We start from the raw sequence: 25,758 nt of genomic DNA, 5'->3' as shown, positions 1-25,758 counted from the left end.
CCCATGACAAACAAGAACCCCACCTTAAGCGACGTCGCGCGGGCCAGCGGCGTGCACTTTTCCACCGTCTCGCGCGTGATGAACCCGGCAACGCGGCAAATGGTCAGCGCCGAGGTGGCCACGCGTGTGCTGGCCGAAGCGGGCCGGCTCGGCTACCGGCCCAATCGCGCCGCCTCCACCCTGGTCACGCGCAAGTCGCGCATCATCGGCGTGGTCTTGCCCGACATTACCAATGCGGTATTTCCACCGATTCTGCTGGGCATCGAGGAAGGCTTGCGCAAGCATGGCTACCTGGCCATCGTCGCCAACGTGGGTGCCGACGAGCAAGAGCAGCTGTTTGTCATCAACCGCCTGCTGGGGCAGCAGGTCGACGGCTTGATTTTGGCTACCGCACGGCGCCACGATCCCGTCATCAAGATGTGCATCGACCAGAATGTGCCGGTGGTCACCGTCAACCGCAGCGACGAGACGGGCGTCGCTTCCTGCGTCGTCAGCGACGACGTGGTCGGCATGCGCCTGGCCGTCGAGCACTTGCTGGCGCTGGGCCACCGCCATATCGCGCACATTGCCGGCCCGGAAAACCTGTCCACGGGGCATGTGCGCCGCCTCGGTTTCCTGGCCGCCATCCAGGCCAGCGAACTCGATCCCTCGCAAGCGTTCGTGTTTGAAAGCAGCGGCTACTCGCGCGAATGCGGCAAGGCGGCCCTGTTGGAACTGCTGCGCCAGTCGCCGCAGACGACGGCCGTGGTGACGGGCAGCGACCTGGTGGCCATCGGCTGCTACGATGCCATCCGCGAACTGGGCTTGAGCTGCCCGGAAGATATTTCCGTGGTGGGCCACAACGACATGCCGTACATGGACATGATCCGTCCGCCGCTCACCACCATCCGCATCCGCCACCACGGCATCGGCACGGAAGCGGCGCGGCTGATCCTGCAAACCATCGCCTCGCCCGATTCCGCGGTGCTCGACGTGCGCCTGAAACCCGAACTGGTGGTGCGCGAATCGACGGCCGCTCCCAGGGGCTGATGCAACACCAGTGGCCGCGCCGCTGCAAGGTGGTACACTGGCGCCCCTCAACGTATTTTGCCCTCCACCGCCATGACCAAAACCACCACGCCTTCCCCGAAACGCCGCGAAGAGGGCGTCGCCAAGCTGACCGTCAATCCTTTCCTCGATGCCGAGTTTTACGCACGCATGCGCGACTACACGGAGCGCGATGCCGCCATCATCAAGGAATTGAAGGCGATCGCCGAAATTCGCGCCGGTAACAAGCAGCCCGATCCACGCCTGGCGCCGTCGTTGCAAGCCTTGCGCGATACCGTCAAGAAAGGCTTGAGCTTTGGCGAAATGCTGGACCGCATGGCCGCCGGCAAGGAAAAAGGCTTGTGGGAACCGTGGATGACGACCTTCGGCATCGAGATCCGCGCCGTCAACTATGGCGCCGGCCCGCGCAACGCCTGCCTGGTGCTGGACCTGGCCGCGAATGCCCCCGCGCACGCGATGTTCGCCAAGGCGGGCATCCAGAACTGGCGCAGCCTGGCCGCCGACGACTGCTCCGTCGTGCGCTCGGAAAAAGCCACTGAAACGTCGCCACTGAAAGTGTACGCCGTGTTTTACCTGGATCCATTGCCAGCCTGATCCGCCAACAGCACCACCGCCAGCACGATCAGCATCACGCCCGACAGCCGCTCCAGCAGCGGCAGCGCGCGCGCAAAGCGCTGCCGCAGGGCGCTGCTGCCGATGGCCAGCGCCACCGCCATATCCCACGCCAGCACGGCAAAAATCATCCACGCGCCATACGCCACCATCGCCACGGGACGCGTCTGCCTGGCGGCCAGCACGGTGGCCAGGCTGACGTAGAACAGCGCATTCTTCGGGTTCAGGATGGCGGAGACAAATCCCATCGCGACACCGCCGTGCCAGCGCGCCTTGCCGGTGGCGGGCTTGGCATCCAGGCTGCTCTTGCCCGCATGGCGCAGGAACAGCCAGCCCAGGTACAGCAGATAGGCGCATCCGGCCAGCCGCACCAGCATGAATGGCGTACTGCCCGCCTTGAGCACCGATAGTCCCGCAAACGCCGCCACGATAAACACCGCATTGGCCAGCGTAATGCCCACGCACGTGCCGGCGGCGCCGCGCCAGCCGTGGGCCAGCGAGGTGCGTGCGATCAGGAAAAAATCGGGACCGGGCGACAGCAGGGAAAGAAAGTGGGCGGCGGCGATGAAGAGGAAATCCTGCATGGAGTTTGGCTCCGGCAATGGCGATGCGCGAGTATGCCGGGGCTGACGACAGCCTGTATTGAAGAAAATTGCGGGCGCCTCAGCTGCCTTGGCTGCGATAGCGCCCCGGCGTGATGCCCGCATGCGCCTTGAAGACGCGTTGCAGATGGCTCTGGTCGGCAAAACCCAGCTCATGCGCCAGTTGCGCCAGCCCCGTCCCTGCCTGCAAGCGGCTGCGCGCGCGGTTGACGTGCATATTTAGCTGGTAGGCATGCGGCGTCATGCCCGTGGCGGCGCGAAAAGCGCGGATCAATTGATAAGGGCTCAGGCCCGCCGCTTGCGCCAGCTGCCGCAGGCTGGCCGAAGGCCGCGCCTGCAGCGTTTCGAGCACGGGCGCCAGTTGCAGCGGCAGCGGCTTGCGCTCCGAGGGCAGCAGGTCTGCACGGGTATCGGCGCAAGCGCCCAGGAACGCCAGCAGCGCCGCATTTTTTTCACCTGCGCTCGCTGTTGAGAACAGCAGCGCATGCATGGCGCAAAACTGTGTGTACAGCCGCGGGCAGTGCAACACCGTCGCCGTGTCGCCATCGAGCGCCGGCGCGTGTGCTTGCAGCCACCGCGCATCGAGATGCAGCATCTGGTAGCTCCAGAAGGCGTCAGGCAGGGGATTGCAGGCGTGCACGCAGCCGGCCGGTACCAGCACCAGGCTGCCATTGCCGAGGCCGACCTTGCCGTTTTTGCTGCCCGTAAAGATGCTGCCGCCAGCGTCGACGGCGCCGATCGAAAACGTGGGATGGCTGTGCGGCTTGTAGCACGCCCGGCTGTGACAGGCGCGCCGGCTTTCCACGTGGGGCAGCGCCGGGTCGCGCCAGAAGGCGGTGGTGCCGGGCATGGCTACATCAGAATGACGTCGTACTGCTCCTGGTGGTAGGCATTTTCCACCTGCAGCGAGATTTTCTTGCCGATGAAATCACCGAGCATGGCCAGGTGCTGCGATTCTTCTTCGAGGAACAGATCCACGACTTCCTGCGAGGCGAGGATGCGGAACTCGCGCGGGTTGAACTGTTTCGCTTCGCGCAGCAGTTCGCGCAGGATTTCATAGCAGATGGTGCGCGAGGTCTTGACTTGTCCCTTGCCGGCGCAGGCGGGGCACGGTTCGCACAGGATGTGGGCGAGCGATTCGCGCGTGCGCTTGCGCGTCATTTCCACCAGGCCCAGCGGCGAGAAATTGCTCACCGACACCTTGGTGCGGTCGCGCGACAAGGTGCGTTTCAGTTCGGCCAGCACGGCGTTGCGGTGCTCGGCATTGTCCATGTCGATGAAGTCGAGGATGATGATGCCGCCCAGGTTGCGCAAGCGCAGCTGGCGCGCGATGGCGTGCGCCGCTTCCAGGTTGGTCTTGAAAATCGTGTCGGCGAAATTGCGCCCACCCACAAAACCGCCCGTGTTGACGTCGATGGTGGTCATCGCTTCCGTCTGGTCGACGATCAGGTAGCCGCCCGATTTCAGGTCGACCCGGCGGCCCAGTGCGCGCAGGATTTCTTCTTCCACGCCGTACAGGTCGAACAGGGGGCGCTCGCCCGTGTAGTGCTGCAGGCGCGTCAGTTCGCTGGGCGTGTAGATTTCCGCGAATTCGCGCAATTTCACATAATTTTCGCGCGAGTCGACCTGGATGGTGGCAGTTTCATCGCCGACGAAGTCGCGCAGCACGCGCTGCGCCAGGCTCAAGTCCTGGTGCAGCAGGCTGGTGGCGGGACGCGTGCGCGCGCCGTGCGTGATGGTGCTCCAGGTCTTGCGCAGGTAGTCGACGTCCGCCTTCAGGTCCGCGTCGGAAGCGTCCTCGGCCATGGTGCGCACGATGTAGCCGCCCTTTTCATCGGGCGGCAGCAGGCTTTGCAGGCGCACGCGCAATTGCTCGCGTTCCGCTTCCTTTTCGATTTTCTGCGAGATACCGATGTGCTTGTCTTGCGGCAGGTACACCAGCATGCGCCCGGCGATGGAAATCTGCGTCGACAGGCGCGCACCCTTGGTGCCGATCGGATCCTTGATCACCTGCACCGTCAGCACCTGGCCGTCAAAGAGGATTTTTTCGATGGGAGCGGGCGTGGCGTTCTGGCCATCGTGGCCGCGCGCTTCCCAGATGTCGGCCACGTGCAAAAACGCGGCGCGCTCCAGGCCGATGTCGATGAAGGCCGATTGCATGCCCGGCAACACCCGCACCACTTTGCCGGAATACACATTGCCGGCCAGGCCGCGCGTGAGCGTGCGCTCGATGTGCAATTCCTGCACGGCGCCCTGGAGTATGAGGGCGACGCGCGTTTCTTGCGGCGTGATATTGATCAGGATGTCTTCGTTCATGGAGGCGGGGAAGTGGAGGCAACGAATGACATCATACCCGGGATCAGGGCAGGGGCAAACCAGCTAGCCTTAGCAACTGTGCAGTTTCGTACAGGGGCAGGCCCATGATGCCGGAATGGCTGCCTTCGATATGCTCGACGAACAGCGCGGCGCTGCCCTGGATGCCGTAGCCGCCGGCCTTGTCGTACGGCTCCGGCGTGGCGCAATACGCGGCGATGGACGCGGGCGAGAGCACGCCGAAGCGCACTTGCGACACCTGCGTGTGCTGCTCGGCGAAGTCCTTGTAGTGCACGGCGATCGAGGTGAGTACCTGATGCGTGCGGCCCGACAGCTGCTGCAGCATCGCCACAGCTTCCGCCCGGTCGGCCGGCTTGCCGAGGATGACGCCGTCGATGGTGACGGTGGTGTCGGCCGCCAGCACGGGGCGCGCTGTCAGGTGGCGGCGGCGTACCAGGTCCCAGGCGAAGGCGGCTTTTTCATTCGCCACGCGGGCGACATAGTCGAGCGCCGATTCGCCGGGAAGGACTTCCTCGGTGACGTCGGCGCCGCGCGGGCCATCGCTGCGCAGCAGCAGCAATTCGAAATCGATGCCGATCTGGCGCAGCAGTTCGCGCCGGCGCGGGCTTTTGGAAGCGAGGTAGATCTTGTGATCAGCCGTTTTCATGGGGGAGTTCAGACGCGGTGGTAGGGGTGGTTTTGCGTGATCGACCAGGCACGATACAGCTGCTCGGCGAGGATCACGCGCACCACGCCGTGCGGCAGTGTCATGCTGGAAATACGCAGCATGCCTTCGGCACGCGCCTTGAGCTGCGGATCTAGGCCGTCGGCGCCGCCGATCAAAAAGGCGGTGTCGCGGCCATCCTGCTGCCACGCCATCAACTGCTGCGACAGGCCGACGCTGGTCAGATCCTTGCCGCGTTCGTCGAGGGCGATGATGCGCACGCCCTTGGGCAGGACGGCTTCGATGCGTTCGCGTTCCAGCGCCATCGCCGTAGCGGCGGTCTTGCTGCCGGAACGCTCCACCGGCTTGATTTCTTTCAGCACGATGCGCAATTCCGGCGGCATGCGCTTCGCGTATTCCGCGAAGCCCGTCTCTATCCAGGCCGGCATTTTATGGCCGACCGCAGCGATGATGAGCTGCATCGAGGCTTACGCTTCGACTTTTTTGATACGCTTGATCACGGTTTTTGCCGGTGCAGCATCGGCTGCCGGTTTGGCCGCGCGCGGGGTGCGCACTTTTTTCTCTGGCAGCGCTTTCAAGGCTTTCACGGCAGCCGCTTCGGTCTTGGTCGGCGCGATTTTCACGGTCTTGCCGACAGCTTTCGAGGCGGCTTTTTTCGCCGGGGCTTTCTTGGCGGCGGTGGCTGCCGTGGCTTTCTTCGCTGGTGTTTTCTTTTCGATCACGGGCGAAACTTCGACCTTGGCTTTGCTCGCTGCCAGATGGCCGCTGATTTTCTTCGGCTCGTCGTCGCCGGCTTTTTTCGGCGCACGCTTGGCGGCACCGAGCTTGATCGGGGTATCGCCCCAGATTTCTTCCAGGCGGTAGTAGGCGCGGATAGGCGCTTGCATGATGTGGACGATCATGTCGCCCAGATCGACCAGCACCCATTCACCCGTTTCCTCGCCTTCCATGCCGATGATTTGGCCGCCGGCGTCCTTGACCTTGTCGCGCACTGAGGCGGCCAGCGCCTTGGTTTGACGGTTCGAGGTACCGGAGACGATCGCGATGCGGTCGAACAGGCTGGTCAGATGACTCGTTTCGAAGACGGCGATGTCTTGGCCTTTGACGTCTTCAAGGGCGTCAACGACGAGGGTTTGCAGTTTTTTGATGTCCATTTAGCTTTTGTATAAATTATGTTGTTCAATATAGTCTAGCACTAGCGGGGAAACAAGCGAGTTTGCCCGATTCCCCCGTTGTAATGCCGCACGTATTTCGGTGGCGGAGATATCCACCGCGAAGTCCTGTGCCAGATAAGTCAGACCGTGCGGCGTGTTGCGGATGCTGTCCAGCGACCCCAGGCGGCGCGAAAATTCGTCGGCGACCACTTGCGGTACTGCTGTGTCATTCAGCGCGAAGCCGGGGCGGGCCGCGACGCAGATATGCGCGTATTCAAATAATTGCTGCCATTCGCGCCATGTCGCGAGCCGCTGCAGCTGGTCGGCGCCCATCAGAAAAACGATGGAAGCGCGCGCTCCCAACTCGGCGCGTACCTGGCGCAAGGTATCGATGGTGTAGCTGGCCTGGCCATGTTCGCTGCGCTCGATTTCCTGGCGGTCGATCACCACGGGCAGGGGCAGGCCGGCAAAAGCCAGGCCGGCCATCTCGGCGCGCTGCTGACCGGTGGCGCCCAGCTTGCTCTTTTGCCAGGGCGCGCCCGCCGGAATCACGCGCAGCTCATCGGCGTGCAGCAGGCTGGAAAAATGCGTGCCCAGCGCGACATGGCCCATGTGCACCGGATCGTAGCTGCCGCCCAGCAGCGTCACGCATGCCGTACTACCTTCGGTCACGCCTGCAGCCAGTCGCGATGCACGAGGAAGTCAGTATACAACGCCGCTTCGGGACTGCCCGCTTCCGGGTGCCAGTCGTAGCGCCACTTGACCACGGGCGGCATCGACATCAGGATCGCCTCGGTGCGTCCGCCCGATTGCAACCCGAACAGGGTGCCGCGGTCAAACACCAGGTTGAACTCGACATAGCGTCCGCGCCGGTAGCACTGGAAATCGCGTTCGCGTTCGCCGTAGGGCGTGTCCTTGCGCCGCGCCAGGATCGGCACATACGCGTCGATGAAGGCGTCGCCGGCGCTGCGCATCATCGCGAAACTGTCGTCAAAGCCCAGGGCATTGAAGTCGTCGAAGAAGATGCCACCGGCGCCGCGCGCTTCGCGCCGGTGCTTCAGGTAGAAATAATCATCGCACCACTGCTTGAACTTCGGATGCAGCTGCGCGCCAAACGGCGCCAGCGCAGCATGGCACACCTGGTGAAAGTGCTTCACGTCGCCCGCGTCGCCGTAGTACGGCGTCAAATCCATGCCGCCGCCGAACCACCATACGGGAGCGCCATCGGCATTCACGGTGCTGAAAAAACGCACGTTCATGTGCACCGTCGGCGCGTAGGGATTGCGCGGATGCAGCACCAGCGACACGCCCATCGCTTCCCACGCCTTGCCACCCAGTTCAGGGCGCGCGGCTGCGGCCGATGGCGGCAGTGCGGCGCCGGTGACGTGCGAAAAATTCACGCCGCCACGCTCGAACACATTGCCTTCCTCGATCAGCCGCGAAATGCCGCCACCGCCCTCGGGGCGCTGCCAGGCATCGGTCAGGAACGGCTTGCCGTCCTGCGCTTCGAGCGCCTGCACGATACGGCTTTGCAAATCGAGCAAATAGGCTTTGACGGCCGAAGGAGAGGGAGTTGACGACATCGCGTGGGCCGACGAGGCCGAAATAAAAAAGTAAGGACGGATTGTACCCTGTAACGGATTTTTGTGATAGCAAAACCGGCGATGCTGTTGCCGTCCCTGCTTTACTGAGGCGGCTTGTCCTGTATTACCTGCACCTCGAATTGGGGCGCATCGGCGCCTGGCTGGCGGGCGCCCTCCACCATGCTTGCCGCGCGCTGTTGCAGGTCCGTGCGTTCGATCGTGTCGGCCGGCTGCGCCAGCGGTGCCACAGGCACTGCTTGCTCGCGCTTGAACCATGCGCGTCCTGCATACGTCAGCATCGTCAGTATCGTCAGTATCGCCAGCAGCAGTGCCGCAGCCATGATGGTGGAAGGGCGCGGGCGGGGCCGGCCATATTGAGTCGGCGGTTTGCCGGCGGCGTCGACGATCAAGCGCTCCAGTTGCGAGCCGTTCGCGCGCGTGCGCGCTTGCAGCTCCTTGTATTGCAGCGGCGATAGCGTGCCCTGTTTCAGCATGTGGCGCAAGGCCGTGACGGGCGTGGCGGCAAGGTGATCGGCCGGCAGGCTGTCGTGGGCGGCGTCGCGCTGCCAGGCGTTGATCAGGTTCTGCTGGTACAGCGCATCGACCGCTTGCCGGTTCACCTGCCGCAGCGCGGCGCTGGCCAGTTGCCGGCGTGGTTCATCGGCGGGCAGCTTGCGCAGCATCCTGAAAAAACGCTCCTCGGGCACCAGTTCGGCGCTCAGCAGCCAGGCCAGCGTCTTGATCTGGTCGGCATTCATCGCCAGTTCGGGCACATCGATGTCTTCGGCGGCGTTGTGCGCGCGCTGGATCTCAATGATCTGCAGCTCGGCCAGCGTATCGTCGTATTCGTCGCTGGTGATCAGGTCCAGTTGCCGCAGTTCGCCGAGCGGTTTGAGGCGCGGATCGGTGCTCATGGCCGCAGGCCTCCGGTCACAACACCGTAAAGCACGGACATCACCAGGATCATGCCCAGCACGATCAAGGCGCTTTTCCAGGCCGGTGGCCGCTTGTACGGGATGCGGTCGTGACCATGACGCAGCCTGGACGCTTCCATGATTTCGCGCGCCAGTGCGCTGCCATGTTCACGCACGCGCACTGCCAGCGCTTCGAACTGCTGCGTCGATAGTACGCCGTTGACCACCAGCCAGCGCATGGCGATCCAGGGCGTGTAGAACATGCGGTCGGCAGGCACCGCCGCGTGTGCGGCATCGCGCTGGAACTGGTTCAGCAAATCGAGCTCGTACAAGGCGTCGACCTCGCGGCGGTTGTAGTACCGCACCCCCTCTGCTGCCAGCGCCTGTTGCCGGGGTGGCAGTGTGGCCGCGCGCTTGTCGAAGTCGTTCTTGGGCAGCAGATCGGTCAGCAGCAGCCAGCCCAGGGTGGTGACCAGGTCGGCATCCTGCGCCAGTTCCGGCATGTCGACCGGCTCCTCGGGCGGGTGCAGGCGCTCATGGGCGGCGACATCGCGTTCCGAGTTGGCCTCGTCGAGTTCCTGCGCGGTGATCAGGCCCAGCTGGTGCAGCTGGTCCAGCGATGCGTGGGGTGGTTCGGTATGCATGAATTTACTCTTTTATTTACTCTTTTATTTTGGCCTGGCGCAGCTCCAGGGCAAATTGTGGCGTTACCGACCAGCCATTGCCGGCAGCGTCGCGTTGGAAGGTAAACTCGCCTTCCTGCATCACTGCCGTGCCGCCGTTGAGCATGCCCAGCAAGGCGTCATTGCGTTCGATCAGCAGGCGGCAGGAATAGATGCCCGGCGAGATTTCCTTGCATGGCGCCAGCGGTTCGATTTCGGCGATTTCGCGCGTGCGCTCCATCGATTGCGTCAGCGAAAACGCTTGCCGTGGCCGGGGCATGATGCGCGCACCATCCATGCCGTCGCGGAAAGCCTTTTCCAGCGCCTCGCGCCCCAGGGGCTTGGCTTGCTGGGCAAAGTCGCCATCGCGGATGGTGCCAAAGCGCGCTTGGACCAGCAACGGTTGCGCACCCGTATAGCTGATGCGGCTCTTGCTGCCGCTGTCGTCGCGCGCGACGGTATAGGCATAGCCCATCTTCTTGCCATCGAGTGCTATCGTGGCCAGGCAGCCACGGATATGTTGTGACGAGGCGTAACCGGCTTCTTTCACGTCGTGCAGGCTTGCTTTGCCCGTGCCTTCCGGCGCCGCCTTGTTGAGCATGCGTGTCATGGTGGTGAGCGTGTCGGTGGAGTCGCACTCGGGCACGGAATTGCCGCTCATCACATACCAGACCATGCCGGCCAGCGCCAGCGGCGCGCCGATCAGCCAGGCCAGGCGCGAGCCGGGAAACAAACCGTCGAGGACCACGCCGCGTACCGCCTTTTTATGTTCATCCTGGCGCGCTTGCGCATGCCGGACCACGCGCTTTGCATCGTCGCTGCCGCCGGCCTCGATGCGCTGCACCGTGGTCTTGAACTGCGCGCGCGGCAGCAGCCCCACATGGAGCATCCAGTTCAGCGCTTCGCCCGGCGTGGGCAGCAGAACGTCGCCGGGCAGGTGCGGCAGCGCCTGTTGATAAAGCTCTGGCGTAATGATTGCTTCGTCGCGCAGATGATCGAGCGATTCGTGATTGAGCACCTCCACCACCTGCTGCAAGATCGACAAGCGCAGTGCCAGCTCGTCGCCGCTGAAGTGGCGCGCCACGCTCGACGACAGGCTCGTCACATCCTCGGACGTAACGATCTGGCGCCGGTACAACCACAGCAAGGTGTCGGGTAGCGGCGTACCGATGGCAAGCTGCGGCAAGTCGGGATGCGCCAGCGCCTGCTCACGCTGGCGGCGCGTGAGCAGCTTCAGCACATGCAGCGCCTCGACGGAAGTATGCGTGGACACGGGGAGATTGCTTGTCATCGGGAATGGGTTTATCAAAATTTAAGATGATAAATTTTACAATGCAATCTCGTTTCCCTAGCGTACTATTGAAGTGGCGCCTGATCCAGTTCTGTCCTGAACTGCGGTGTTACTGACCAGTTCTTGCCATCTTTGCTGCGCTGGAAAGTAAAGTCGCCTTGCTGCAGCACCGAGACTGCCAGCACCTTTGTCGCGGCAGCGGGCGCAAGGTCGTTGCGGATCAGCAGCAGGCGGCAGGAAACCACGCCGGGCAATACTTCCTTGCATGGTGCCAGCGCTTCAATATCGCCAATTTCACGGTAGTGCTGCGGCGACACCACTGCGTTGAGGTTGACATGGTAGAGCGGCTTGCCGCGCAGTGCATCCATGCCGGCCAGTACTGCATTCTTCAGCCCATCGCGCCCGATGGGCTGGCCCTGCTGCGCAAAGCCGCCATGCCAGGCGATGTCGGCAAAGCGCGTTTGCACGATGCCCGGATGCGCGTGGTCATACTCCAGGCGGCTTTTGCGGCGGCCTTCCACACGCGAAATGGTCCAGGCGTATTGCAGCGGCTTGCCGTCCTGCATGATGGTGGCCAGGCAGCCACGGGTTTTTTGCGACCAGGCATAGCCGGCCTGCTTGACATCGTGCAGGCTGAATTTGCCATCCGTGACCGCGGCCACGGTTTGTCTGGTGTCACAGCGCGGTACGGCATAGCTGCTGAACCAGTACCAAGCCAGGCCGGCAACGAGCAGCGAGGCAAGCGTCAGCCAGGTCAGGGGGCTCACCGGGGCATCGTTGTCTGATGCGGCAAGGCCGGTTGGTATGGTCATGGCGAGGAATGGGGGGCAATCAAAATGAAAACGGGCCGGGCGGATGAATTCCGCGCCGGCCCGTCGTGTGATCGCTATGGAGCGATCAATGCTTCAAACCGCGCCAGCCGATGTCGCGGCGGTACTGCGCGCCGTCGAAATGGATTTTTTCCACCGTTTCATACGCCTGCTTCTGCGCCATCTTGATGCTGTCGCCCAGACCGACCACGCACAGCACGCGCCCGCCGTTGGTGACCAGGCGCTCGCCCTCGATGCGGGTGCCCGCATGGAAGGTGACGGAGTCGACGGTTTCGGCCGGGATGTCGCCAATCGGCGTACCCTTGACGGGATCGTCCGGGTAGCCGGCGGCGGCCATGACGACGCCGACAGCCGTGCGGCGGTCCCATTCCAGTTCCACCGCGTCGAGCGTGCCGTTGACGGCGTGCTCCATGACGGTGACCAGGTCGGTCTTCAGGCGCGCCATGATCGGTTGCGTTTCCGGGTCGCCCATGCGGCAGTTGAATTCCAGCGTCTTCGGCGTGCCCTTGTCGTCGATCATCAGGCCGGCATACAGGAAGCCCGTAAACGTGATGCCATCCTTGGCCATGCCCTGGATGGTTGGCACGATGATCTCGCGCATGACGCGCGCATGCATGGCCGGCGTGACGATGGGTGCCGGCGAGTACGCGCCCATGCCGCCCGTGTTCGGGCCCTGGTCGTGATCCTTCAGGCGTTTATGGTCCTGGCTGGTGGCCAGCGGCAGGATGTTCTTGCCATCGCACATGACGATGAAGCTCGCTTCTTCGCCGGCGAGGAATTCCTCGATGACGATGCGCGCGCCGGCGTCGCCGAACTGGTTATCGGACAGCATCATGTCGACCGCCTGATGCGCTTCTTCCAGGGTCATGGCAACGACCACGCCCTTGCCGGCGGCCAGGCCGTCGGCCTTGATGACGATCGGCGCGCCCATGGCATCGATGTAGGCATGCGCGGGGGCGACGTCGGAGAACGTCTGGTAAGCGGCCGTCGGGATGCCGTGGCGCTGCATGAAGGCCTTGGCGAAGTCTTTCGACGATTCCAGCTGCGCCGCTTCTTTCGTCGGGCCGAAGATTTTCAGGCCGCGCGAGCGGAACAGGTTGACGATGCCCGCCGCCAATGGCACTTCCGGGCCGACGACCGTGAGGCTGATGTGTTCCTGCTGAACGAAGTCGGCCAGCAATTGCGGGTCGCTGATGTCGAGATTGACCAGGCGCGCATCGCGCGCGGTGCCGCCGTTGCCCGGCGCGACATACACCATCTGTATGCGTTCGGACTGTGCCAGTTTCCAGGCCAGGGCGTGTTCGCGGCCGCCAGAGCCGACTACCAGAATTTTCATAGGGACCGTTCGTTCAAGGTGGGTTGCAGGGCGGCGGTGCCGCCCTTGTGTGCAGAGTGATTAATTCTCTAGATTAATTCTCTATTAATGCGTTGGTGAAGACTTCCTGGACATCGTCCAGCAGCTCCAGCGCATCGATCAGCTTTTGCATCTTGATGGCGTCGTCGCCCGCGTACACGGTTTCCGTCGCCGGCTTCATGATGACTTCGGCCACTTCGGCCTTGAAGCCGGCCGCTTCCAGCGCTTCCTTGACGGTGGCGAAATCGTGCACGGGGGTCAGCACTTCGAAGCCGCCTTCTTCATCGGCGATGACGTCGTCGGCGCCCGCTTCCAGGGCCGCTTCCATCAGCTTGTCTTCGTCGGTGCCCGGCGCGAACAGCAATTGGCCGCAGTGCTGGAACATGAAGGCGACGGAGCCTTCATTGCCCATGTTGCCGCCATTCTTGTTGAAGGCGTTACGCACTTCGGCTACCGTGCGCACCTTGTTGTCGGTCATGCATTCGACGATGACGGCCGCGCCGCCCACGCCGTAGCCTTCGTAGCGCACTTCTTCATAGTTGGCGCCATCGACGCCGCCGCTGCCGCGGTTGATCGCGCGCTGGACGTTGTCTTTCGGCATATTGGCGTCAGCCGCCTTGTCGACCGCCAGGCGCAGGCGCGGATTGGTGATCGCGTCGGCGCCGCCCATGCGGGCTGCGACCGTGATTTCCTTGATCAGGCGCGTCCAGATTTTGCCGCGCTTGGCATCGGTGGCAGCCTTTTTATGCTTGATATTGGCCCATTTGCTATGTCCTGCCATGTCGAATCTTCCTTAGACTAGGTGTTCAATTGTGGCCGACATTTTAGCATATCGGCCCCCGGCCAAGCGGCATGGCCCCGTCATCAGGATGACACAATCTGTTGCTAAAGTGACGCGCTTTCACCATATCGAGGGCGCTACATCATGGCAAGTCAAATGGACAGGCGGCAATTTCTGAAATTGGGTGGCTTTATCACGGTTTCCGTGGCCACTGTCGGCCTCGCCGCCTGCGGCAGCACCGATTACAGCGATCCTGGCGTGCCGCTGGCCTCGGGCAGCGACTGGAAATTCCCGCAAAGCGTGGCCTCGGGCGATCCGCGCGCCGACAGCGCCATGCTGTGGACGCGCGTCGTGCCCGCCAGTTTTGACGCCGTCGCGCCCGCCGTGGCCGGCAAGTCCGACGTGGCCGTGCGGTTGATCGTCAGCGCCAGCGACAATACGGCTGCCCTGGGCAGCAACACGGCCCTGGCCGGCACGCCCATCGTCGATGCCAAGTTGCCATTGAAGGCCGATTTCGACAACACTTTGCGCCACAAGGTCACGGGCTTGCAGCCTGGCCAGGTGTATTTTTACCAGTTCATCGCCGGCGACGTGCGCTCGAACGTGGGCCGCTTCAAGACGGCGCCCGCCGCGACTAGCGACGTAGCGCAGTTGCAGTTCGCCTACCTGACGTGCCAGGACTGGAGCATCAACCACTGGGGCGCGCTGTCGCACATCGCCGCCAACGAAGCGCTCGACTTCATCGTTCACCTGGGCGATTACATCTATGAAACGGTGGGCGAGGCCTTCCAGAGCGGCGCCGTGGAAAGCCGCCACGACCAGCTGAAATTGCCCGATGGCACGTTCAAGAGCGGCAGCGCGGGCGCCAAGTACGCGACCACGGTGGCCGATTACCGCTACCTGTACAAGAAATACCGCACCGATACGCGCCTGCAAGCCGTGCACGAGCGCTTCGCCTTCATCGCCATCTGGGACGACCATGAGTTCACGGACGACGCCTGGCAGGACGCGTCCACCTATGAAGGCATCGTGGCCGCCGACGGCAGCGATTTGCACCAGCCGGCGCGCCGGCGCAGCGCCAACCAGGCCTGGTTCGAATACATGCCGGCCGACGTCACCTTCGATGCCGCCGCGACAACGTTCCAGAATATCCAGATTTACCGCGATTTCCAGTTCGGCAAACTGATGCAGCTGGTGATGACGGACGAGCGCCTGTACCGCGCCGACCACGCGATCGCCGAATCGACCATCAATCCGGCCACGGGCAAGCCGCTGGGCAGCATCGGCAGCCGCTACCTGGTGCCGCAAGCGCTGTTCGACAGCGTGGAAGGGCAGAAAATGGCGGCCGCCACGAAAGCCGGCACGGACCCGCTGGCCGCCGTCGGCATGCTGGGCACGACCCAGCGTGACTGGTGGAAAAGCAAGATGAAGGCGGCCACGTCCACCTGGAAGCTGTGGGGCAATGAAGTGTCCTTGCTGCGTATGGGCCTGAATGGCACGGATGCGATTGCCACCTTGCTGGCCTTGAGCGCCATGGCTAACGTGGGCAAGGCCATCGCCAGCACCTTGCCACTGGTGGGCGGCAGCGTGCCGCTGGCGTCCGCCATCGTGGCTGCCTCGACGGCGGGCGCCTCGACGACCGTGGCGCAAGCGGCGGCCATGGCGATTGCCGGCGCCGCAGCCAATGCCGGTGCGCAAGGCGCCGCCGCCGTGAGCGCCGGTTTGAGCGCGGCCCAGGCCGGCATCACGGTGGCCGCCTACAACAGCGGCTCGCCGGCCGCCGCGGCGCAAGTGATCGCCTTCGGCTGGATCAAGCCCGACGTGCAGGCCAAGGGCGCCGCCTCAAGCTTTGTCGCCGCTTCCGGCCAGCAAGCGGCGCTGGCGCCGTTCTTTACGCGTTTCTTGCTCAATTGCGACCAGTGGGATGGCTACAACAGCGAGCGCAAGAACCTGATGGCGCACCTGAAAAACAATGTCATCGGCAACGTGGTGGCGCTGACCGGCGATATCCACTCGTTTTTTGCCGGCACCGTCAGCGATGATTTCGACGCCGCTGGCGGCGGCACGCCCGTGATGGTCGACCTGGTGTCGGCCGGCGTCAGCTCGGATTCCTTCTTCAGCTATCTGAAGTCGGCCGCCGGCGCCATGGGTGATATCGGCACCCTCGTCAGCTACCCGCTGGCCATTCCCGTCACGGGCCTGGGTACGGTCAATCTCGACGTCAACCTGCTCGACTACACCATGGGCAAGGCGGCGCCCACCGTCGACAGCCTGCTGGAGCAATTGCGCGTGCAGCTGCGCGGCGCGCTGGCCGCCAAGGGCGTGCCGGAAGCGCAACTCGACGCGACGGTCGTTGCCGTGCAGGCGGGCTTGAAAGCAAGCACTGACTTCAGCACGACCCTGCTGGGCCTGGCGCAGCAATTGTCCGGCCTGGGCAACAATCCGTGGATCAAGCACCTGAATACGGATGCGCAGGGTTACACGGTGGTGACCTTGACGCCGGGCAAGCTGGTGGCGCAGTTCAAGCAGGTGAATAAACTGATCGGCACGGCGGCGCCGTCGAACGTGATTGCGCGGGTGACGACGGCGACGGTCAATGCTGGGACGGTGGCGGTGGTGGTGGCGTAAAGGGTAGGTCGGATTAGCGCGGCCATGCCGCGCGTAATCCGACAACATGGTTGGCGGGGATGGGGGGCGTTGGTGGTGTCGGGTTACGTTGCGGTGGTGTCGGGTTACGCCCTTTGGGCTAACCCGACCTACGCCCCACCTACGCCGCCTTTCGCTTTTGCCATTACAATCTGGGCATGAGCTCCAGTTCCCCGCAAGCATCCCCATCTTCGCTTCCCCGTTCCGTCTACCTGGGTGGCCTGGCCATCGCCGTGGGCGGGGCGGTGCTGTTTTCCACCAAGGCCATCGTCGCCAAGCTGCTGTACCGCTACCAGATCGACGCCGTCACCCTGATCGCCTTCAGGATGATTTTCTCTCTGCCCGTGTTCGCCGTCATCGCCTGGTGGAAGATGCGCACGGAGCCGCCACTGTCGACCAGCGACCGCTGGCGCCTGGTCGGGCTGGGTCTCGTCGGCTACTACCTGTCCAGCTATCTGGACTTCCTGGGCCTGCAATATATTTCCGTGGGGCTGGAGCGGCTGATCCTGTTTCTTACGCCCACCTTCGTACTCCTGATTACCACCGTGTACTTCAAGCAGCGCATCAGCCGCCTGCAATGGATGGCCTTGCTCACCTCGTATTGCGGCATCGTGCTGGTGTTCGTGCACGACTTGCAGGGCGGCGCCAGCAATGTGGCGCTGGGGTCTACCCTGGTGCTGGGCTCGGCCTGTTCGTATGCCGTGTATCTGCTCGGTTCCGGTGAGCTGGTGAAACGCATCGGCTCCATGCGCCTGGTCAGCTACGCGATGTGCGTGGCCAGCTTTGCCTGCATCGCCCAATTTTTCATCCTGCGCCCCGTCGAACTGCTGATCCAGCCCATGCCCGTGTATGGCCTGTCTTTGCTGAACGGCATCTTTTGCACGGTCATGCCCGTCTTCATGACGATGATCGCCGTCGAACGCATCGGCGCGCCCGTCGCCTCGCAAGCGGGCATGATCGGCCCCGTGTCGACCCTGTTCCTGGGCGCCATGATTCTCGATGAACCGATCACCAACTGGCAACTGGCTGGCACCAGCCTGGTATTGGCCGGTATTTACTTGCTGTCGAAAAAGAAATAATTCCCCCACTCACTGAAAATGCTCCCAACATGAAAACACGCATCGCCCTGATTGCCCACGACAAGAAAAAAGATGACATGATTACCCTGGCGGGCGAATACCTGGACTTTTTGAAGGGTTGCGACCTGTCGGCCACGGGCACCACGGGCGGCCGCTTGATCAACGAGCTGGGCTTGCAAGTGGAGCGCAAGCATTCCGGCCCGTTCGGCGGCGACTTGCAGATCGGCTCGCTGCTGGTGGAAGGCATGATCGATTGTGTGATCTTCCTGCGCGACCCGATGACGCCGCAGCCGCACGAGCCGGACATCAATGCCCTGGTGCGCGCCTGCGACGTGCACAACGTGGCGTGCGCGACGAATCTGTCGTCGGCGCACCTGGTGCTGTCGCAGCTGCAGGCGCGGGCCGTTGCTGCCGCCTGATTCACCCAGACAAGGAGATGAGCATGAGCGCAACAATTACCACCAAGGCCATCCGCGTACAGCGCGTGGGCGGCCCGGAAGTCATGGAGTACGTGGACGTGGAACTGCCGCCGCCCGGTCCCGGCGAAGCGCGCGTGAAACACGAGGCGATCGGCCTCAATTTCATCGACGTGTATTTCCGCACGGGCCTGTATCCGCAGCCGCTGCCCAATGGCCTGGGCGTGGAGGGCGCGGGTATCGTCGAGGCGGTGGGCGAGGGCGTCACGGAAGTCAAGGTGGGCGACCGGGTGGCGTATGCGGCGCGCATCAATGGCGCGTATGCGCAGCAGCGCAACTTGCCGGCGGCCCTGCTGCTGGCGCTGCCCGAGCGCATCGGCTTCGATACGGCCGCCGCCATGATGCTGCAAGGCTTGACGGTGCAATACCTGTTCCACCGCACGGTGGCCCTGAAGGCGGGCGATACCATCCTGTTTCACGCGGCGGCGGGCGGCGTGGGCCTGATCGCCTGCCAGTGGGCCAAGGTGCTGGGCGTGAACCTGATCGGCACGGCCGGTTCCGATGAAAAGGCGGCGCTGGCCAAGGCGCATGGCGCGGCCCACGTCATCAACTACAACACGGAAAACTTCGTCGAGCGCGTGCGCGAGATCACGGGTGGCAAAGGCGTCTCCGTGGTCTACGATTCCATCGGCAAGGATACGTTTACGGGCTCGCTCGACTGCCTGGCGCCGCTGGGCATGATGGTCAGCTTCGGCAACGCCTCCGGCCCCGTGCCGGCGTTCACCCTCAGTGAACTGGCGTCGCGCGGTTCGCTCTTCATCACGCGCCCCGCCTTGTTCAGTTATGCGTCGAACCGCGCGAACCTGGAGGAGATGGCTGCCTCGCTGTTCGGCGTCGTCAGCAGCGGCGAAGTCAAAATCGAGATCAACCAGCGTTACAATCTGGCCCATATCGCCCAGGCGCACACGGACCTGGAAGGGCGCAAGACGACCGGCTCGACCATCATCGTGCCATGAGCGGCGGCAGCGGAAACGACGGCACGCCGAAATTCGGCCGCCTGCTGATCGTGCTGGTGTTGGCCGTGGCCCTGATCGGCGTGCTCACCTTTGCCGCCGAAGCGTATTATTCGTAGGTGAAAAAAAACCGGCTGGCGCATTGCTGCACCAGCCGGTTTTTTTAAAGTACTCCAGACTTCTCGCGCCTGACAAAACCGTAGCGAGCGGCAGTGATTTGTGGCCGAGAAGCGCAACCGTACTTTAGTACGGTGAGCATCGCCGGCCGCAAAGCGCGACGCGCAGTAGGTTTTGGCTGGCGCTCTCAGTTACTCTATTTTGACTTCCACCTTGCGCGGCACGCCGCTCTGGCCCGGGAAGTCGGCAAAGGCGCTCGCTACCATGGCCGGCATCACTTGCGACGTTGCGCGCTTGTTGCTGGTCGATTGCACGGTCACGTCATACAGTTTCTTGCCGCTGCGGTCATTGATCGTTACGCGCAGTTCGCGTTCGTATTTATGGCGCACACTTTCTTCGACATCCATCGGACCATACCAGTAGGGGTTATAGCCAAAGCGGCCATAGCCTGGCCATGCGCCGTAGCGATAGCCGTAGCGGCCAGGCCAGTAGCCGGGGCCATACCAGAATGGATCGGTGGCTTGCAGCACGCGCTCAGGATAGTCGACGGTGGAAAACTGCATCGCCACGCGCAAATTGGCTGCCGCAGGGCCGGAAGCTTCGCCGAAGCCGTGTTTGGCCAGTTCTGCGCGCACCAGATTCTGGTAGCTGCGGTATTCCAGCGTATCGTTTTCCGCCGCTGGCGCTTCAAACGCATACGATTTGTCTTGCAATTGCGCAGGCCACTCATGGAAGACGGTCACATCGCTGCGTATGGTGGTGGCGCATCCGGTCAGCAACACGGTCAATGCGGCCATCATGATGGTGAGATATCGTTTCATTGCATGATCTCCTGTTAGTAGACGCAATTCATCGCTTAGTATTATAAGAATAGTTTTATTTGTTTCCATGCATTATTACAGAATGTTACCTGGTATGTCGGCGTGTAAGGGAATCCAACATTCCTGAGCCGAATCGCGACTATCGGGGGGCTGGTGTTGGTAAAATAGGCTTTTGCCTCCGCTCCCACCCATTCCCTATGCGCACAGACAGCCCTCAGACGATTTACCGCAAAGATTACACGCCGCCCAGCTTCCTGGTTGACAGCGTCGAACTTGGTTTCGATCTTGATCCCGCCCGCACAGTGGTGGCGAGCCGGATCCACATGTGCCACAACCCCGCCAGTACCAGTCGCAGCATCGAATTGCACGGCGAACACATCGAACTGGTGCTGGTGCGCCTGAATGGCAAAGTGCTGAAGCCGTCGCAGTACAAGCTGACGGCCAGCATGCTGACCATTCCCAAGGCGCCGGACGAGGTGCTGCTCGAGATCGAGACCGTACTGGCGCCGCAAGACAACACCTCGCTGTCCGGCCTGTATGTGTCGAACCATAATTTCTTCACGCAGTGCGAAGCGGAAGGTTTCCGCCGCATCACCTTCTTCCCGGACCGCCCGGACGTGATGGCCAGGTACACCGTCATGCTGCGCGCCGACAAGGACAAGTATCCGGTGCTGTTATCGAACGGCAACCTGATCGAGGAGGGCGACCTCGGTGATGGCCGCCATTACGCCAAGTGGGAAGACCCGTTCAAGAAGCCGTCGTACCTGTTCGCCCTGGTGGCTGCGCGCCTGGTGTGTCAGGAAGAGCATTACAGGCTCAAGTCCGGCCGCGAAGTGCTGCTGCAGGTATGGGTGGAAGAGGGTAACCTCGATAAAACCGACTACGCCATGAAGTCGCTGAAAAACTCGATCCGCTGGGACGAGGAGCGCTTCGGCCTGGAGCTGGACCTGGACCGCTTCATGATCGTCGCCGTGGGCGATTTCAACATGGGCGCCATGGAAAACAAGGGTTTGAATATTTTCAATACCAAGTATGTGCTGGCCAATTCGCGCGTGGCGACCGACGTCGATTACGCGGGCATCGAGGCGGTGGTGGGCCACGAGTACTTCCATAACTGGACGGGCAACCGCGTGACCTGCCGCGACTGGTTCCAGCTGTCGCTGAAGGAAGGCTTGACGGTATTTCGCGACCAGGAATTCTCGGCCGACATGATCGGCACCGACACGGGCCGCGCCGTCACGCGCATCGACCAGGTGCGCACCCTGCGCCAGGCGCAGTTCCCCGAAGACGCGGGCCCGATGGCGCATCCTGTGCGTCCCGATTCCTTCGTCGAGATCAATAACTTTTACACGGTCACCATCTACGAAAAAGGCGCCGAAGTGGTGCGCATGTATCAGACCCTGGTGGGCCGCGACGGTTTCCGCAAGGGCATGGACCTGTACTTTGAACGTCACGATGGCCAGGCGGTGCAGTGCGACGACTTCCGCGCCGCCATGGCGGACGCGAATGGCCGCGATTTTACCCAGTTCGAGCGCTGGTACAGCCAGGCCGGCACCCCCATCGTGAAAGCATCCACGCGCTACGACGCTGCCAGCCAGACGTTTGAACTGACGCTGGCGCAAAGCTGCCCCGCCACGCCGGGCCAGCCGAAAAAACTGCCATTCCACATTCCCGTCACCGTCGGCTTGCTGGCTGCCGATGGCAGCGACCTGCCGCTGCACGTGGACGGCGTGGCATCGCATGGCGCCACCAGCGTCGTGCTGGAATTGACCGAGGCGTCGCAAACCTTCCGCTTCACCCAGGTGGCAGAGGCGCCCGTGCCATCGCTGCTGCGCGACTTTTCCGCGCCCGTGGTGCTGGAGTACGACTATACCGATGCACAACTGCTGCACCTGTTCCGTCACGACAGCGATCCCGTCAACCGCTGGGAAGCGGGCCAGCGCCTGGCCATGGAACGTCTGCTGAAACTCACGGGCGCCGTCGCCGCCGGCGAGCCCCTGGTGCTGGACGAGACCTTCATCGCCGCGCAGCGCGCCTTGCTGGCTGACGCAACGCTCGATCCTGCCTTCCGCGAGCTGGCCCTGATCCTGCCGTCGGAAACCATCATCGCCGAGCGCATGGCGCAAGTCGATCCGCAAGCGATCCACGCGGCGCGCCAGTTCATGCGCACGACCATCGCGGCAGCCTTGAAGCCCGAATTGCTGGCGCAATACCACGCCAACCAGACGCCGGGCGAGTACAGCCCTGACGCCCTGTCGGCCGGCAAGCGGGCGCTGAAAAACCTGGCCCTGTCGTATCTGTTGATCGCGCCCGGGGCGGCGGAGCTGGACCTGGCGCGGCTGCAGTTCGACAATGCCGGCAACATGACCGACCGCGCTGCGGCGCTGGCGGCGCTGATTCATTCCGGCTCGCAGTCGCATGCGCAGGCGGCGCTGACCAGCTTCTATACCGATTTCGAGAACGAAGCGCTGGTGGTCGACAAGTGGTTCGCCATGCAGGCGGCCGCGCCAACGACCGATGTGCAAGCCGTGCGCCAGTTGATGTCGCACCCGGCCTTCACCTTGAAAAATCCGAACCGCGCACGCAGCCTGATCTTCAATTTCACCAACGGCAATCCATCGCAGTTCCATGCGGCGGATGGCAGCGGCTACGCTTTCTGGGCCGAGCAAGTCATCGCGCTCGACGCCCTGAACCCGCAGGTGGCCGCCCGCCTGGCGCGCTCGATGGACCGCTGGCGCCGTTACGTTCCCGCACTGCAAAGCCACATGCGCGACGCGCTGGAACAAGTCGCCGGCCAGGCCAGCCTGTCGAACGATGTGATGGAAGTGGTCAGTAAGGCATTGGCCAATTGACGGTGTGTCGGATTACGCCCTGCGGGCTAATCCGACCTACACGGCGTCATGATTTCGTAGGTCGGCTTGGCGCCAACGGCGCGTAAGCCGACAATCACCGCACGAGACGTATTTAAAACACTAACTAAGGGGTTTCATGAAACGCATCAGTCTTACGCAATACCTGGTTGAAGAGCAGCGCTCGAACAACAGCATCCCGGCCGAACTGCGCCTGCTGATCGAAGTCGTCGCACGCGCTTGTAAAACCATCAGCCACGCTGTCGGCAAGGGCGCGCTCGGTGAAGTGCTGGGCACGGCCGAGACGGAAAACGTGCAGGGCGAAGTACAGAAAAAGCTCGACATCATCTCCAACGAGATCCTGCTCGAAGCGAACGAATGGGGCGGCCATCTGGCGGCCATGGCGTCGGAAGAGATGGAATCGATCCACCCGATCCCGAATCGCTATCCGAAGGGCGAATACATGCTGCTGTTCGACCCACTCGATGGCTCGTCGAACATCGACGTCAACGTCTCGATCGGTACCATTTTCTCGGTACTTAAGGCGCCGGAGGGCATGGGGCAGCCGAGCGAGCAGGACTTTATGCAGGCGGGCACCAAGCAGGTCGCCGCCGGCTACGCTGTGTACGGTCCGCAAACCATGCTGGTGCTGACCTTCGGCAATGGCGTGAACTGCTTTACCCTGGACCGGGAAATGGGTTCGTGGGTCCTCACGCAAAGCAATATGCAGATTCCGCCAACGACGAAGGAGTTCGCCATCAACATGTCGAACGCGCGCCACTGGCATCCGCCCGTGAAACGCTATGTCGACGAACTGCTGGCCGGCGACACGGGCCCGCGCGGCACCAACTTCAACATGCGCTGGATCGCTTCGATGGTGGCCGACGTGCACCGCATCCTGAACCGCGGCGGCATCTTCATGTACCCGGCCGACCTGCGCGACACGTCGATGCCGGGCAAGTTGCGCCTGATGTACGAAGCGAACCCGATGGCCTTCATCGTCGAGCAAGCCGGCGGCGCGGCCACCGACGGCCAGCAGCGCATCATGGACATCGCCCCGCACAAGCTGCACCAGCGCGTGCCCGTGTTCCTTGGCTCGAAAGATGAAGTGGCCCGCGTCACGGCCTACCACGCGGAATAAAAAGCCGCACTTTTCCGCGATTTTCAGCGGCCCGCAGCCGGGCCGCTAAAAAAATGCAAAAAAGTTCGCGTTGACACTAGCAAATTTTGTGCATTGTTTGTAGAATGTGGGTCTTCGCCGTTGTAGCTCAGTTGGTAGAGCAGCACATTCGTAATGTGAAGGTCGCCAGTTCGATTCCGGCCAACGGCACCAAGTATTCGCAGTAGAAAAAAACCACCGCTCAAACGGTGGTTTTTTTTCGTCTGAAGCTTTGTTCCCCACCAGCCTGCGCCGAGGCGCTCATCTACCGCCTAAATGACGAACTCCTGGTGCACCACCGGCTTGTGCGCCAGCAGCAGCGACAGCTTTTTCAAGGCGCTGGCCAGGCGCGCGCGGTCGCGGATGCTGCCCAGGGAGATGCGGATGGCGTTTGGTGGTTTGCTGGCGTGGAAGGCGTCCGAGGCCGTGACGGCCACGCCCTGGGCGCGGGCGGTGGCGGCCAGTTCGCGCGAGGTCCAGTAGCTGGGCAGTGAAAACCAGACATGGATGCCGTCGCTGCGCGGGTGGCTGGTGCCCGTCAGAATCGTGCGGATGACGTCCTGGCGCGCGTCCGCTTCGCTGCGCACGCCGGCCAGCAGTGCGTGCGCGGAGCCGTCGTGTATCCATTGCGTCGCCAGTGCCGTCGTCAGCGGCGTGGCCATCAGTGAAAACGAGCGCAGGGCTTGCACGAAGCGTTCGCGCAGCTGCGCGTCGGGAACCAGCGCGTAGGCCATGCGCAAGCCCGGCGCCAGGCATTTCGACAGTGTGGCGATATACGACACGTTGCCCGGTGCGTAATGGGCCAGCGGCGGCGGCGCATCGGAGGCCAGCAGCCAGTACGGGTCGTCCTCGATGATGTGCATGCCGCAGCGTATGGCCACCTGCGTGATGGCCAGGCGCCGCGCGGCCGGCATGGTGTGTGCGGTGGGGTTTTGCAGCGTGGGATTCAGGTAGACCAGGCGCGCACAGTGCTTGCGGCTGGCTTTTTCCAGCGCATCGGGCAGCATGCCGTCCGCGTCCGTTTCCACGACGATGGTCTTGCGATTGAGTTGTCCCGCTGCCGAGCGCAAGCCCGGATACACGGCTGGCTCCGTCAATATGCTGTCGCCGGGCCGGCTCAGGGTCAATATCAGCGCTGCCAGCGCCGCCTGTGCGCCGGGGCAGGCCACCACCTGCTCCGCCTCGACGTGGCCGAACATGGGCGCGAGCCAGACGGCGCCCGCCGCACGGTCGGCCTTGCCGCCGCCGCCCAGGTGATAACTCATCAACAGATCGCTATCCGTGCGCATCAGCACCTGTGCCACGCCCTGTTTCAGTAGGTCGTCGAAATCCACGCCTGCGGGCGGCGGCGGGATGTTCATGCTCAGGTCCATCATCTGCGTCAATTCCACCTTCGGCGCGGCCACGTAGGTGCCGCGCGCGCCGTGCCCCTCCAGCAGATTGCGGCGCTTGGCCTCGTCGTAGGCGCGCGTCACCGTCGTCAGGTCGATCTGGAACAGGGCGGCCAGGCGGCGCTGTGGCGGCAGGCGGTCACCAGGGCGCAGGCTGCCGTCCGACAGCGCGCGCTCGAGCATGTCGGCGATCTGCAGGTAGCGCGGGCCGCCGTGCTGCACGAATGGCGTGATCCACGCACTGGCCCGGCTATCTTCTTGTATGGCTTTTGATATGGACATTTTATCTATATGTATGGATATTGCTTCTGGCAATTATGCGGAAAATCCCGTTAAAAATCCATACATATTTAGCTTTCCCGCTCGCCCCGCCAGGCCGGCGGAGATTGTTATTTCCATCAGGCATTTAAGTCTGGGCCACAAGGTGTGGCAGCGCACG

The 25,758-nt window shown here is 63.0% G+C and carries 24 protein-coding genes and 1 tRNA gene; 9 read left to right on the top strand and 16 right to left on the bottom strand.

Annotated elements, in window-relative coordinates:
- Positions 1 to 3 precede the first annotated feature (3 nt).
- Positions 4 to 1,029, top strand: a complete 1,026-nt coding sequence (locus ACP7EG_RS22695) for a LacI family DNA-binding transcriptional regulator (RefSeq protein WP_426089393.1) — start codon at positions 4 to 6, stop codon at positions 1,027 to 1,029.
- A gap of 72 nt (positions 1,030 to 1,101) precedes the next feature.
- Positions 1,102 to 1,641 (top strand): hypothetical protein, encoded by a 540-nt coding sequence (locus tag ACP7EG_RS22690; RefSeq protein ID WP_243136047.1) that lies wholly within the window; start codon positions 1,102 to 1,104, stop codon positions 1,639 to 1,641.
- On the opposite strand, the gene ACP7EG_RS22685 is transcribed toward ACP7EG_RS22690, so the two are convergent.
- The 14 genes from ACP7EG_RS22685 to ACP7EG_RS22620 all read right to left on the bottom strand — a co-directional run bounded on the left by ACP7EG_RS22685 (position 1,617) and on the right by ACP7EG_RS22620 (position 13,828).
- A complete protein-coding gene (locus tag ACP7EG_RS22685) occupies positions 1,617 to 2,243 on the bottom strand; it encodes a LysE family translocator (protein ID WP_426089392.1) in 627 nt (208 codons plus the stop codon). The genes ACP7EG_RS22690 and ACP7EG_RS22685 overlap by 25 nt on opposite strands.
- Positions 2,244 to 2,322: 79 nt before the next feature.
- Positions 2,323 to 3,111, bottom strand: a complete 789-nt coding sequence (locus tag ACP7EG_RS22680) for an AraC family transcriptional regulator (protein WP_426089391.1) — start codon at positions 3,109 to 3,111, stop codon at positions 2,323 to 2,325.
- Positions 3,112 to 3,113: 2 nt separating this feature from the next.
- Positions 3,114 to 4,577, bottom strand: a complete 1,464-nt coding sequence (gene rng / locus ACP7EG_RS22675) for a ribonuclease G (protein ID WP_034747098.1) — start codon at positions 4,575 to 4,577, stop codon at positions 3,114 to 3,116.
- A gap of 43 nt (positions 4,578 to 4,620) precedes the next feature.
- The gene (locus tag ACP7EG_RS22670; protein ID WP_426089390.1) at positions 4,621 to 5,241 is read right to left on the bottom strand and encodes a Maf family protein; all 621 of its coding nucleotides are present in this window, start codon (positions 5,239 to 5,241) and stop codon (positions 4,621 to 4,623) included.
- Between the two features lie 8 nt (positions 5,242 to 5,249).
- Entirely contained in the window at positions 5,250 to 5,720 is a 471-nt protein-coding gene (gene rlmH / locus ACP7EG_RS22665; protein WP_034747108.1) for a 23S rRNA (pseudouridine(1915)-N(3))-methyltransferase RlmH, read from the bottom strand.
- A 6-nt stretch (positions 5,721 to 5,726) separates the two neighbouring features.
- Entirely contained in the window at positions 5,727 to 6,413 is a 687-nt protein-coding gene (gene rsfS / locus ACP7EG_RS22660) for a ribosome silencing factor (protein WP_071075674.1), read from the bottom strand.
- Positions 6,414 to 7,085, bottom strand: a complete 672-nt coding sequence (gene nadD, locus ACP7EG_RS22655) for a nicotinate (nicotinamide) nucleotide adenylyltransferase (RefSeq protein ID WP_277922121.1) — start codon at positions 7,083 to 7,085, stop codon at positions 6,414 to 6,416.
- Positions 7,082 to 7,996: an oxygen-dependent coproporphyrinogen oxidase gene (gene hemF, locus ACP7EG_RS22650; RefSeq protein ID WP_426089389.1), complete on the bottom strand. Its 915-nt coding sequence runs from the start codon at positions 7,994 to 7,996 to the stop codon at positions 7,082 to 7,084. Before hemF ends, nadD begins: the two co-directional genes overlap by 4 nt.
- Positions 7,997 to 8,097: 101 nt before the next feature.
- A complete protein-coding gene (locus tag ACP7EG_RS22645; protein ID WP_426089388.1) occupies positions 8,098 to 8,910 on the bottom strand; it encodes a hypothetical protein in 813 nt (270 codons plus the stop codon).
- A complete protein-coding gene (locus ACP7EG_RS22640; RefSeq protein WP_426089387.1) occupies positions 8,907 to 9,554 on the bottom strand; it encodes a hypothetical protein in 648 nt (215 codons plus the stop codon). Before ACP7EG_RS22640 ends, ACP7EG_RS22645 begins: the two co-directional genes overlap by 4 nt.
- A 16-nt stretch (positions 9,555 to 9,570) precedes the next feature.
- Complete coding sequence (locus ACP7EG_RS22635; RefSeq protein WP_426089386.1) at positions 9,571 to 10,845, bottom strand: hypothetical protein; 1,275 nt, start codon at positions 10,843 to 10,845, stop codon at positions 9,571 to 9,573.
- Positions 10,846 to 10,928: 83 nt separating this feature from the next.
- On the bottom strand, positions 10,929 to 11,630 hold the full coding sequence (locus ACP7EG_RS22630) for a hypothetical protein (RefSeq protein ID WP_426089385.1): 702 nt from the start codon (positions 11,628 to 11,630) through the stop codon (positions 10,929 to 10,931).
- Positions 11,631 to 11,760: 130 nt separating this feature from the next.
- Entirely contained in the window at positions 11,761 to 13,029 is a 1,269-nt protein-coding gene (gene purD / locus ACP7EG_RS22625; RefSeq protein WP_099762331.1) for a phosphoribosylamine--glycine ligase, read from the bottom strand.
- Between the two features lie 73 nt (positions 13,030 to 13,102).
- The gene (locus ACP7EG_RS22620; protein WP_010401062.1) at positions 13,103 to 13,828 is read right to left on the bottom strand and encodes a YebC/PmpR family DNA-binding transcriptional regulator; all 726 of its coding nucleotides are present in this window, start codon (positions 13,826 to 13,828) and stop codon (positions 13,103 to 13,105) included.
- Positions 13,829 to 13,972: 144 nt separating this feature from the next.
- Here ACP7EG_RS22620 and ACP7EG_RS22615 point away from each other — a divergent pair, with 144 nt between their 5' ends.
- The 4 genes from ACP7EG_RS22615 (at position 13,973) to ACP7EG_RS22600 (ending at position 18,985) form a co-directional block, all read left to right on the top strand.
- Positions 13,973 to 16,456 (top strand): alkaline phosphatase D family protein, encoded by a 2,484-nt coding sequence (locus tag ACP7EG_RS22615; protein WP_426089384.1) that lies wholly within the window; start codon positions 13,973 to 13,975, stop codon positions 16,454 to 16,456.
- A 176-nt stretch (positions 16,457 to 16,632) separates the two neighbouring features.
- The gene (locus ACP7EG_RS22610; RefSeq protein ID WP_426089383.1) at positions 16,633 to 17,553 is read left to right on the top strand and encodes a DMT family transporter; all 921 of its coding nucleotides are present in this window, start codon (positions 16,633 to 16,635) and stop codon (positions 17,551 to 17,553) included.
- Between the two features lie 29 nt (positions 17,554 to 17,582).
- Positions 17,583 to 17,972, top strand: coding sequence for a methylglyoxal synthase (locus ACP7EG_RS22605; RefSeq protein ID WP_426053396.1), 390 nt, complete (start codon positions 17,583 to 17,585; stop codon positions 17,970 to 17,972).
- A gap of 23 nt (positions 17,973 to 17,995) precedes the next feature.
- Positions 17,996 to 18,985 (top strand): quinone oxidoreductase family protein, encoded by a 990-nt coding sequence (locus ACP7EG_RS22600; protein WP_426089382.1) that lies wholly within the window; start codon positions 17,996 to 17,998, stop codon positions 18,983 to 18,985.
- Between the two features lie 305 nt (positions 18,986 to 19,290).
- On the opposite strand, the gene ACP7EG_RS22595 is transcribed toward ACP7EG_RS22600, so the two are convergent.
- Positions 19,291 to 19,920, bottom strand: a complete 630-nt coding sequence (locus ACP7EG_RS22595; RefSeq protein ID WP_096237660.1) for a DUF4136 domain-containing protein — start codon at positions 19,918 to 19,920, stop codon at positions 19,291 to 19,293.
- Positions 19,921 to 20,117: 197 nt separating this feature from the next.
- Here ACP7EG_RS22595 and pepN point away from each other — a divergent pair, with 197 nt between their 5' ends.
- The 3 genes from pepN (at position 20,118) to ACP7EG_RS22580 (ending at position 24,102) form a co-directional block, all read left to right on the top strand.
- Positions 20,118 to 22,772, top strand: coding sequence for an aminopeptidase N (gene pepN, locus ACP7EG_RS22590; protein ID WP_426089381.1), 2,655 nt, complete (start codon positions 20,118 to 20,120; stop codon positions 22,770 to 22,772).
- A 136-nt stretch (positions 22,773 to 22,908) separates the two neighbouring features.
- Positions 22,909 to 23,910, top strand: coding sequence for a class 1 fructose-bisphosphatase (locus tag ACP7EG_RS22585; protein ID WP_426089380.1), 1,002 nt, complete (start codon positions 22,909 to 22,911; stop codon positions 23,908 to 23,910).
- A gap of 116 nt (positions 23,911 to 24,026) precedes the next feature.
- Positions 24,027 to 24,102 (top strand) — tRNA-Thr (locus ACP7EG_RS22580).
- A gap of 98 nt (positions 24,103 to 24,200) precedes the next feature.
- Here ACP7EG_RS22580 and ACP7EG_RS22575 read toward each other — a convergent pair.
- The gene (locus tag ACP7EG_RS22575; RefSeq protein ID WP_426089379.1) at positions 24,201 to 25,601 is read right to left on the bottom strand and encodes a PLP-dependent aminotransferase family protein; all 1,401 of its coding nucleotides are present in this window, start codon (positions 25,599 to 25,601) and stop codon (positions 24,201 to 24,203) included.
- Positions 25,602 to 25,758 lie beyond the last annotated feature (157 nt).

It is taken from the genome of Janthinobacterium sp. PSPC1-1, from assembly GCF_049897625.1.
GTDB classification, from domain to species: domain Bacteria; phylum Pseudomonadota; class Gammaproteobacteria; order Burkholderiales; family Burkholderiaceae_D; genus Janthinobacterium; species Janthinobacterium tructae.
The sequence above is the reverse complement of the archived record's forward strand: the minus strand, read 5'-3'. Positions and strand labels throughout refer to the sequence as shown.

What these genes read in the sequence shown, in the direction of transcription:
- ACP7EG_RS22695 (WP_426089393.1), top strand. Translation starts at nt 4, where the DNA reads ATGACAAACAAGAACCCCACCTTAAGCGACGTCGCGCGGGCCAGCGGC.
- ACP7EG_RS22690 (WP_243136047.1), top strand. Translation starts at nt 1,102, where the DNA reads ATGACCAAAACCACCACGCCTTCCCCGAAACGCCGCGAAGAGGGCGTC.
- ACP7EG_RS22685 (WP_426089392.1), bottom strand. Translation starts at nt 2,243, where the DNA reads ATGCAGGATTTCCTCTTCATCGCCGCCGCCCACTTTCTTTCCCTGCTG.
- ACP7EG_RS22680 (WP_426089391.1), bottom strand. Translation starts at nt 3,111, where the DNA reads ATGCCCGGCACCACCGCCTTCTGGCGCGACCCGGCGCTGCCCCACGTG.
- rng (WP_034747098.1), bottom strand. Translation starts at nt 4,577, where the DNA reads ATGAACGAAGACATCCTGATCAATATCACGCCGCAAGAAACGCGCGTC.
- ACP7EG_RS22670 (WP_426089390.1), bottom strand. Translation starts at nt 5,241, where the DNA reads ATGAAAACGGCTGATCACAAGATCTACCTCGCTTCCAAAAGCCCGCGC.
- rlmH (WP_034747108.1), bottom strand. Translation starts at nt 5,720, where the DNA reads ATGCAGCTCATCATCGCTGCGGTCGGCCATAAAATGCCGGCCTGGATA.
- rsfS (WP_071075674.1), bottom strand. Translation starts at nt 6,413, where the DNA reads ATGGACATCAAAAAACTGCAAACCCTCGTCGTTGACGCCCTTGAAGAC.
- hemF (WP_426089389.1), bottom strand. Translation starts at nt 7,996, where the DNA reads ATGTCGTCAACTCCCTCTCCTTCGGCCGTCAAAGCCTATTTGCTCGAT.
- ACP7EG_RS22645 (WP_426089388.1), bottom strand. Translation starts at nt 8,910, where the DNA reads ATGAGCACCGATCCGCGCCTCAAACCGCTCGGCGAACTGCGGCAACTG.
- ACP7EG_RS22640 (WP_426089387.1), bottom strand. Translation starts at nt 9,554, where the DNA reads ATGCATACCGAACCACCCCACGCATCGCTGGACCAGCTGCACCAGCTG.
- purD (WP_099762331.1), bottom strand. Translation starts at nt 13,029, where the DNA reads ATGAAAATTCTGGTAGTCGGCTCTGGCGGCCGCGAACACGCCCTGGCC.
- ACP7EG_RS22620 (WP_010401062.1), bottom strand. Translation starts at nt 13,828, where the DNA reads ATGGCAGGACATAGCAAATGGGCCAATATCAAGCATAAAAAGGCTGCC.
- ACP7EG_RS22615 (WP_426089384.1), top strand. Translation starts at nt 13,973, where the DNA reads ATGGCAAGTCAAATGGACAGGCGGCAATTTCTGAAATTGGGTGGCTTT.
- ACP7EG_RS22610 (WP_426089383.1), top strand. Translation starts at nt 16,633, where the DNA reads ATGAGCTCCAGTTCCCCGCAAGCATCCCCATCTTCGCTTCCCCGTTCC.
- ACP7EG_RS22605 (WP_426053396.1), top strand. Translation starts at nt 17,583, where the DNA reads ATGAAAACACGCATCGCCCTGATTGCCCACGACAAGAAAAAAGATGAC.
- ACP7EG_RS22600 (WP_426089382.1), top strand. Translation starts at nt 17,996, where the DNA reads ATGAGCGCAACAATTACCACCAAGGCCATCCGCGTACAGCGCGTGGGC.
- ACP7EG_RS22595 (WP_096237660.1), bottom strand. Translation starts at nt 19,920, where the DNA reads ATGAAACGATATCTCACCATCATGATGGCCGCATTGACCGTGTTGCTG.
- pepN (WP_426089381.1), top strand. Translation starts at nt 20,118, where the DNA reads ATGCGCACAGACAGCCCTCAGACGATTTACCGCAAAGATTACACGCCG.
- ACP7EG_RS22585 (WP_426089380.1), top strand. Translation starts at nt 22,909, where the DNA reads ATGAAACGCATCAGTCTTACGCAATACCTGGTTGAAGAGCAGCGCTCG.
- ACP7EG_RS22575 (WP_426089379.1), bottom strand. Translation starts at nt 25,601, where the DNA reads ATGTCCATATCAAAAGCCATACAAGAAGATAGCCGGGCCAGTGCGTGG.